General features: G+C 39.4%; 6 protein-coding genes. All 6 read left to right on the plus strand.

Annotation, left to right across the window (positions count from 1 at the left end; genetic code table 11):
• Positions 1–42 precede the first annotated feature (42 nt).
• On the plus strand, positions 43–3519 hold the full coding sequence (locus BUB08_RS17720; protein WP_083570844.1) for a TonB-dependent receptor: 3477 nt from the start codon (positions 43–45) through the stop codon (positions 3517–3519).
• A 12-nt stretch (positions 3520–3531) separates the two neighbouring features.
• Positions 3532–5370, plus strand: coding sequence for a RagB/SusD family nutrient uptake outer membrane protein (locus BUB08_RS17725; RefSeq protein WP_073003255.1), 1839 nt, complete (start codon positions 3532–3534; stop codon positions 5368–5370).
• A gap of 211 nt (positions 5371–5581) precedes the next feature.
• On the plus strand, positions 5582–6262 hold the full coding sequence (locus BUB08_RS17730; protein WP_175550038.1) for an endonuclease/exonuclease/phosphatase family protein: 681 nt from the start codon (positions 5582–5584) through the stop codon (positions 6260–6262).
• Positions 6263–7033 (plus strand): hypothetical protein, encoded by a 771-nt coding sequence (locus BUB08_RS17735; RefSeq protein WP_073003257.1) that lies wholly within the window; start codon positions 6263–6265, stop codon positions 7031–7033.
• A gap of 64 nt (positions 7034–7097) precedes the next feature.
• On the plus strand, positions 7098–8180 hold the full coding sequence (locus BUB08_RS17740; protein WP_073003258.1) for a PHP domain-containing protein: 1083 nt from the start codon (positions 7098–7100) through the stop codon (positions 8178–8180).
• Positions 8181–8214: 34 nt separating this feature from the next.
• Complete coding sequence (locus BUB08_RS17745; RefSeq protein WP_073003259.1) at positions 8215–9012, plus strand: endonuclease/exonuclease/phosphatase family protein; 798 nt, start codon at positions 8215–8217, stop codon at positions 9010–9012.
• The last annotated feature ends 182 nt before the right edge of the window (positions 9013–9194 follow it).

Consider the following 9194-nt stretch of genomic DNA (forward strand, 5'->3'; position numbering starts at 1 on the left):
ACAGGGAATGAATATCTCCTGTTACGAAAAATGCTAAGAACTATGAAACTAACGATTTTTGTATTACTGTTTTCGACGATGTTGGTTTCTGCAAGTGTTTATTCGCAGAATACACGGTTAACAATGCAGTTTTCCGGAATTGCTTACGAACAATTCTTTAAAGAGGTGGAGAAACAGACCGAATACCGGTTCGCCTTTTCCAATTCAAAGCTTGATCCAACACAGACGATTAATGTTGATGTTACCAATGAAACATTGGACCAGATTCTTGATGAAAAATTGCCATATGGAATTTCTTATGAAATAATTGATCGTTATGTGGTTATCCTAAATGCCAAAGAAAAAAATTCTAAAGGAAGAGTTGCTGGTAACGTAGAACAGGGGAATACTGTGTCGGGTAAAGTAACGGATACAGGCGGTCAGCCGCTTCCGGGCGTAACTGTTGTGGTGAAAGGTACTACCCAGGGGACAGTAACCAATGCGGATGGAGAATACTCTCTGGCAAATATTCCGGAAGCCGCGGTTTTGCAGTTCTCTTTTGTAGGGATGAAGATGCAGGAGGTAGCGACGGAAAACCGGTCAAATATCAATGTTGTAATGGAGGAAGAGACAATTGGATTGGAAGAGGTAGTTGCAATAGGTTATGGAACTATGCGAAAAGCAAACCTTACCGGGGCTGTAGATCAAATAACTAACGATGTTTTTGAAAACCGATCGGTATCTAACGTTACACAAGCTTTGCAAGGTGTGGTTCCCAACCTTAATATTTCATTGGAAGATGGAAAACCAGGACGTTCGGCATCATATAATATACGTGGAACAACTTCTATAGGACAAGGAGGAAGTGCATTAGTTTTGATTGACGGAGTTGAGGGTGATCCCGCCTTGCTTAATCCCAACGACGTTGAAAGTGTATCCGTATTGAAAGATGCAGCTTCTGCAGCCATATATGGAGCGCGAGCCTCTTTTGGTGTTGTCTTAATTTCCACTAAAAAGGCTTTAAAAGAAAAGACCTCAATTAACTATACGGGAAATTTTTCGGTTCAGTCTCCCACAACTACACCTGACTTTGTAAGCGATGGTTACATCTGGGCTGAAAGATTTCGCGAAGCCTATTATGGATGGTATAATTATTCATCGCTTCCTAGTAAAATTAACACTGTCCAATCATACTCCGATGCTTGGCTTGAAACGTTCAAACAACGCAAAGAACAAGGGGTAATAGAGGAAGTAGTAGCTGCAACGAATGGAGACTATATCTACTATGGAAATACAGATTGGTATGATTTGCTATATAAGAATCAGGTGCTTGCTCAGGACCATAATATTACTATATCGGGTGGTTCAGATAAATCGGACTTTTACATCTCAGGTCGCATTTATGACTATGGAGGGTTGTATGATTTCAACCCCGATACATACCAAATGTTAAACATCCGGGCTAAAGGCTCACTTCAAATATTTGATTGGCTAAAAGTGACAAACAATATGGAGTTTTCAAATATGAAATATCATATTCCTATCACCGTGAGTGAGTATGGTTATTCAATTCAACGAATTATTGAAGTGGACGCACCGCCTGTTGCGACAGTTTATAACCCCGACGGGACACTGACTAGGGCATCAAGTTATGCAGTTGGAGACTTCATTTACGGGAAAAATGCAAAAAACACCTATAAAAAGGTATTGAGAAACACCACAGGATTCACCGCAAAATTTCTGGAAGATAAACTCAGGATAAACGGAGATTTTACATTCCGTGATTATGAAAACGACGGGAATCGAAAAAGGGTACAGGTACCCTACAGTACATCAGAGGGAGTAATTTCCTATACGGGGACAAAATACAACGATTACCTCGAAACATTTGGAAACACTATCTATACAGCTACAAACCTGTATGCCGAATTTGAAAATACTTTTGATGAAGATCACTATTTTAAAGGAATGGCAGGCTATAATTATGAAACATCAAAGTACAATTACACCTCTGTTCAGAGAAATGGATTGTTATTGGAAGATGCAGAAAGTTTGAACCTTTCTTTAGGCGAGTCTATTACGACATCAGCTTCTTATAACAAATGGAGAATCGCTGCCGGATTTTTCCGGTTAAACTATGGATATAAAAATCGATACTTAGTTGAAGTTAATGGTCGCTATGACGGTTCGTCGAAATTTCCTGATGCTCAGCAGTTTGCCTTTTTCCCATCCATATCAGCCGGATGGAGAATTTCGGAAGAGCCCTTTTGGAAAATCAATAAGGATGCTATTTCCGATGTCAAAATGCGTGCATCTTATGGTTCTCTCGGCAACGGGAATGTTTCCCCATACAGTTTTCAGGAATTGCTTTCCATCAGCACGTCAAGTCGGGTAATTAATGGATCATTAAATAAATATACTCGTAATCCTGCTGTTATACCTAACAGTTTGACATGGGAAACCTCCACAACGTCTGACTTTGGCCTCGATTTTGGGCTGATGAAGGGGAAACTACGTTTTTCTGGAGATTATTATGTTCGAAAGACCACGGATATGTATACGGTTGGAGTAACTCTCCCTGATGTATTTGGAGCAACTTCGCCCAAAGGGAATTATGCGGATATGACTACAAAAGGTTGGGAATTATCGTTAACATGGAACGATAGTTTTACTTTAGCCGACAAACCATTCCACTACAAGGTAAGAGCCACACTGCATGACTACAGCTCCACTATTGACCGGTATAACAATGCTACCAATAGTTTAAGCGATTATTATGAAGGAATGAAAATTGGTGAAATATGGGGTTATAAAACTGACGGTTTATTTCAGTCTGAGGCTGAAACTGAAGGTTACGTCAATACCATTATTAAAACCTCGAACAATGGTACAACCTATCCAGGAGACCTTAAGTTTATGGATTTAAACAATAACAAGAAAATCGATTATGGAGATAATACCGTTGATAATCCTGGAGATAAGAGAATTATTGGTAACGAGAGCCCTCGCTATATTTATAGTTTTACCTTTAATGGTGATTGGAATAGTTTTTTCTTTTCTGCATTTTTTCAGGGTGTGGGTAAACAGGATTGGTTTCCAAGTAAAGAATCCAGTTTCTGGGGACAATACAATCGCCCGTATAACAGTCTTCCTTCCTGGCATATCAACAACTACTGGACCGAAGATAATCCCGATGCCTATCTTCCACGTTATGCCGGATACAATCGATCTTTAGGATATGGCAATACGATTACCGACAGATACCTTCAAAATGTTGCCTATATTCGTTTGAAAAATCTGCAAATTGGTTATACTCTTCCTAAACATTGGGTTTCAAAAGTAAAAATGCAAAATGCCCGAGTATATATAACTGGAGAAAACTTATGGTGCTGGTCGCCACTTTATAAACGTACAAAAGATTTCGACGTTACAAATGCGATTTCAGGAACAGAATCTGATTTAAGCTCAAATTCAATGGGAGATGGAAACAGTTACCCAATAATGAGGAGTATTTCTTTTGGTTTATCCTTAACATTTTAGCGCATAATTATTATGAAAAAAATATTCTATTCTTTGTTCATTGTATTCCTTCTGGTCACTTCGTGTGACCTTTACGAAGCTCCTAAATCTTCTGTTGGGAAAGATGCTGTATTCAGTTCTGAAGCAGGCCTTGAAACCTATTCTTATTCGTTCTATAACATGTTGCCAACCGGAAGTGGACTGAACCAGATAGAAATTGATTTGGTTGATTTTGGTGCCATTAACAACCTGCCTGACTTTCTTTCAAAAAATGCTTATAGTGAAGAAATCAGCAGTGGTTGGAACTGGAATGATTTACGTAATGTGAATTATTTTATTGAAAATTGTGCTGATGAGTCTGTTGAAGAAACTGTCAGGAACAATTATCTCGGCATCGCTCGTTTATTCCGTGCATACTTTTATTATAATATGGTAACTGCTTTTGGCGATGTCCCGTGGATCGACAAACCGCTTGACGTGGACGACGTGGAGTTATATGCTGCCCGTGATTCACGTGAACTGGTAATGGAAAAGGTTTATGAAGATCTTGAATTTGCTTGTAACAATATTACCGTTACCACTGATGCCACTGGATCAATGGTGACCAAATGGGTTGCTTATGCTTTTGCGTCACGCGTATGTTTGTTTGAAGGTACTTTCCGCAGATACCACAACTTAAGCTTGTCAACTTCTGCCGAAACATGGTTACAGCGTGCAGTGACGATATCCGAATATTTAATGAACAACTCTGGTAAAAAACTTTATATTGCTGAAGGAGTTGAAAATTCATATCGGGCACTGTTCACCAACGACAGTCCTATCACCGACGAAGTATTGATGGCAGTATGCTCTAGTGCAGAGTTGGGCGTTTACCACAATGCCAACTGGAAATGGACCTCGCCCACTTTCGGCAACCGTTTCAGTATGATCCGACCGTATATCAATACTTATCTGCAACTCAATGGAACACCCTACACCAGCAAGACTGGCTGGGAGACCGAAACTTTTTATGAAGAGTGCCAGAACCGTGATTACCGTTTGCCACAAACCATCCGCACCCCTGGGTATGCTCGCGAAGGAGAAGCTACTGCTCCTGATTTCGCAGGCTATGTCCGTACAGGTTACCAACCGCTGAAATTTTGTTTAGACGAAACCGTATATGACAATGCAAGCTTGAACACCAATGCATTGCCGCTTTTCCGTTACGCAGAAGTATTACTCAATTATGCAGAGGCCAAAGCCGAACTGGAAACATTGACCGATGCCGATTGGGCCAAAACTATTGGCGCTTTGCGTGCACGCGCCGGGATCACCGGCGGACTTTCAACCAAACCCACAACTATTGACAGCTACTTTCAGTCTATTTACTTTCCTGACATCTCAGATCCGGTACTGCTCGAAATACGTCGGGAGCGGGCTATAGAACTATGTCTCGAAGGATTCCGATTCAATGATTTGAGAAGATGGAAATGCGGCAGCTTGTTATTAATGAATTGGGATGGGATGTATATTCCTGAACTCAACATTCCTATAGACCTAGACCACGATGGAACTTACGATGTCATTTTTTATACATCCGATGAGGAACTAGAAAATGCAAAAGCATTGACGGGTGATTGGAACACAGCCAGTGCCAACTGTGCCACAGTTTATGTGGAAGAAGGTAGTGGAAGCTCAAGCCAGTTACAACTAGTAAAAAAAGCTGAAAATGCAGAAGGTTTTTATTTAACATGGGATTATCCGAACAACTACAAAAGGGTATGGGGTGAAAAACAATACCTCTATCCTATTCCTTATAACGTAATGGTTAAAAACCCGAATATCACCCAAAACACCGGGTGGGGAGACGGTGCTACAAATGACGGAAATTAAATAAAAAGGCAATAAAAAATTCAAGAGGCTCTTTATTTCATATAAAATGTCCTCTTGGATTTTAATACATATTCTTAGGTTCAAAAAACGTTCTGGAACATCATAGACAATAAATATGAATTATAAATTGTACCACGGTATTATCTTGTTATGTTGGCTTTTTGCCTTCCAACCAGGCATTGCACAAACCAGCCCTTTTCATCTGAAAATAATGAGTTTTAATGTATGCAGGTCCGGAGAACTCACACAGTATTCAGTTACACCATTTGCCGACCTCATCCGCCACTATCAACCCGATGTGGTGGCTTTACAAGAAGTAGACTACAAAGTAGCACGGAGTAACAACATGGACTTCGCAACTGAACTGGGCGCTGCCTTAGGAATGTTCCCCGTTTTTGGAAAAGCTATTTCTTACCAGGGAGGCGAGTATGGGATAGCTGTCCTTTCCAAATACCCGATTTCTGCCTTTCAAACCTATGCGCTTCCGGCACCTGACGGAACTAAGGAAGAGCGCGCGGTACTCATCACTGAAATAGGATTTCCTTCGGGACAAAACCTAAAATTTGCAAGCACTCACCTCGACCATTCTTCCGATAAAGTCCGATCGGTTATGGCCAGCGCCCTGAACTCCTACCTTTTGGAAGGTGAAATGCCTATAATAGTAGGAGGTGATTTTAATGCAGAACCGGAAGAAAGTGCCATTGTAGACGGAATGCAGCAATGGAAGCAAATTGGTGATGACAGCCCGACCCACCCAGATAATCCAATAAAAAAAATCGATTATCTTTTCGGCTATCCTAAAGAAAAATGTGTGACCATCAGCTACCAAGTGATAAAAAAAACCGGCATTTCAGATCATTGCCCTGTCCTGGCAGAAATTAAATTTCAGTAAATGATGACTAGAAAGGAATTGAACATTTTTTTTTGGACAGCATTATCAATGATACTACTTGTTGCCTGTTCAAAAAATAATGAAACGGAACAAGACGAATCACCTTGGAATAAAAACAATACTGTTACCATTCAGTTTTATTCACGATTAAACAATGAAACCTTATTTCAAACAAGCAGTTATACTGAATTAGTAAATCAATTGCAAAACCAACCCCATAGGGTAGCTATTCTGCACTGCGCCGATGCCTCTTTAAACACTGCCAATCAACTGAACCCAACGGTTTCAATTGCAGCTCAAGCTGGTAAAGTTCCACTTTTCAATAAAAGTTCCCTTTCAGACAACGAAGTGAGAGGTTCAGGTGTACTAATTGGACATACCACCACTGAAATGAAAACTCTTCCAGTGGCTGACGGATGTACATGGTTTTCCATCCCTACCTATGGAAGTCCAATTCTTTTCATGTCATTTTCTACCATTTCTTTTGAAGAGGGAACCCACATTTCTCCTGGAGCTACTATCATCCGTGAAAATATTGATGATGAGACTGTAATGATAGGCACTATAAATAAAACACTTAGAGAACAACTCGAATCAGAATTCCCTTCTGAAATCTATCGTTTTGTTTCCATTGAAGGAACCAGTAGTGCAAATTCACAAGCGATTTTTATTTTAACTACTAAAAGATGGATAGTCAGAGAAAGCACTGAAATACAAATAGACAATAAAAAAATCTCTTCCTTTCAAATTCAAGTCGAGAAGTTAGAATAACCCTGAAATTTCAAGAAGAATTCACCTAAATGTTTATTGTCTTAATAATAGCTTTTTGAAAAAAATGAAAAATCTGAAGAAGACGCTTTTTATTACGGTATTTTGTACAGTTTATATTTCATCGCAAATAAGTGCTCAAAAACAAAATGCAAATGTGTACGAATTTCGGGAAATGAACCAACAGAGTTATCGGTATTATATCAATATTCCCGATATAGAAGGATATGAAACTCTTAAATGTGATTTTCATATTCACACAATTTTTTCTGACGGGCAGGTATGGCCCGGAATGCGAGTAAACGAAGCATGGAATGACGGTCTGGATGCCATTGCTATTACTGATCATATTGAATACCACCCGAATAAATCGATTGTCAATAGCGATTTAAACACATCGAACGAAATGGCATTGAAGCAGGGTAACGAGATCGGAATGCTTGTCATTAAAGGAACGGAAATCACCCGCTCGAAACCATTAGGGCACATTAATGCCCTTTTTGTTCAGGATGCTAATAAAATTGAAGTTGCTAATGAACTGGATGCTATTGATGAAGCAGTAAAACAGGGTGCTTACCTAATCTGGAATCATCCCGGATGGCCAAATGATACCAGCACTTTATATCCTATACATAAAGAATTGATTGCAAAAAAGAAATTACATGGAGCTGAAGTTTTTAATTCTTGGGAATACTACCCAAAAGTATTGGACTGGTGTAATGAATATGGGTTGGCTTATTTCGCAAATACCGATCTCCATTATACCAGTGCAAATATGTATCGTGAAAAATTTCAAAGACCAATGACATTGGTCTTTGTTGAAGAACGTTCTGTTGAAGGAATTAAAGAAGCTTTATTTGATGGTCGCACTGTTGCTTACTTTAATAAACATCTGGCCGGAAGTGAGAAGTATATCAAATCCCTCATCAAAAAATCACTTTCTGTAAAAGTTGTCAATCTGAAAAAAAATTCTATTGAAATTTGCAATACATCAGATCTTCTGTTTCAAATACAATTTGGGGAATATGCATACTCCATCGCTATTTATCCTAGGGAAGTACTTCGTATTAATATTCCGTCCGAAACCGAGATCGCATTTACTAACTGTTTAACCGGACAAAACAAATATGTAAAGATGCCGCTCTGGTAGTGAATTTGTTATTTAATCATTTCATGAATTGAAAATGAAAAAGTTAATTAGAGCTTTTATTATTATTGTTATTCTGATTTTTGGATGGAGGATCATTTCTGCCCAGCCCAGAATGAATACGAAGAACGACACTTTGAAAGTACTTTGTTACAACCTTCGTTTTGGAGAATTGGCTTCATTGGAGCAACTGGCCGACTTTATTAAAAGTCAAAATCCGGATATAATTGCTTTGCAGGAAGTAGATGTAAAAACCTATCGCGAGCGTGCACCATTGCAAAACGGGAAAGATTTTATCACCGAGTTAGGTTTTCGTACAGGGATGCTTACTGCCTATGCCAAGACCATCCCCTATGCTGGGGGTTACTACGGAATAGGTATTTTGTCAAAATATCCATTCTTACAAACAAAACGGGTGATGCTCCCTATGCCCAATGGATCCAAAGAACAGCGGGCATTATTGCTGGCCGATGTAGAACTTGCCGATGGGAAAATAATCACAATGGTTTGCACGCACCTCGATTATCCATCGTCGGAGGTGCGGCAGTTACAGGTAAAGGCGCTCAACAACGCACTGAAAGAAAATCCGTATCCACTAATTGTGGCCGGCGATTTTAATGCACAACCTGATTCTCCAGAGATAAGCCAGGGGATGGCTTCTTGGAAGCAGGTTTCGTCATTCGATTTTACCATTCCATCCCACAGTCCACAGTCAAAAATAGATTACATCTTTGTATCCCCAATAAAAGCATGGACAGTGATTTCAACAGAAACTCCAAGGGTTACTCTTTCTGACCATTTGCCTGTCGCTGCCACTTTGGAACTAGTTTATTAGTTGGAAGAAATGTTTGTATTGTAAATTGTTTTTAAAAGATTATAGATGATTATATATGGAATTATGGCTCAATCGGGAAAGTTGAAACGGGAGTGTAATCTAAACTCTGTCTGGTATTTTTCTTTCATTCAAAATTAATTCATTTTCTGGATTATTAATCGTAAAAGCTTTTTTGAACGGGA

Source organism: Mariniphaga anaerophila (genome assembly GCF_900129025.1).
GTDB classification, from domain to species: Bacteria; Bacteroidota; Bacteroidia; order Bacteroidales; family Prolixibacteraceae; genus Mariniphaga; species Mariniphaga anaerophila.

Coding starts and splice junctions, on each gene's coding strand:
- BUB08_RS17720 (WP_083570844.1), top strand. CDS start 43: ATGAAACTAACGATTTTTGTATTACTGTTTTCGACGATGTTGGTTTCT.
- BUB08_RS17735 (WP_073003257.1), top strand. CDS start 6,263: ATGATGACTAGAAAGGAATTGAACATTTTTTTTTGGACAGCATTATCA.
- BUB08_RS17725 (WP_073003255.1), top strand. CDS start 3,532: ATGAAAAAAATATTCTATTCTTTGTTCATTGTATTCCTTCTGGTCACT.
- BUB08_RS17745 (WP_073003259.1), top strand. CDS start 8,215: ATGAAAAAGTTAATTAGAGCTTTTATTATTATTGTTATTCTGATTTTT.
- BUB08_RS17740 (WP_073003258.1), top strand. CDS start 7,098: ATGAAAAATCTGAAGAAGACGCTTTTTATTACGGTATTTTGTACAGTT.
- BUB08_RS17730 (WP_175550038.1), top strand. CDS start 5,582: ATGAGTTTTAATGTATGCAGGTCCGGAGAACTCACACAGTATTCAGTT.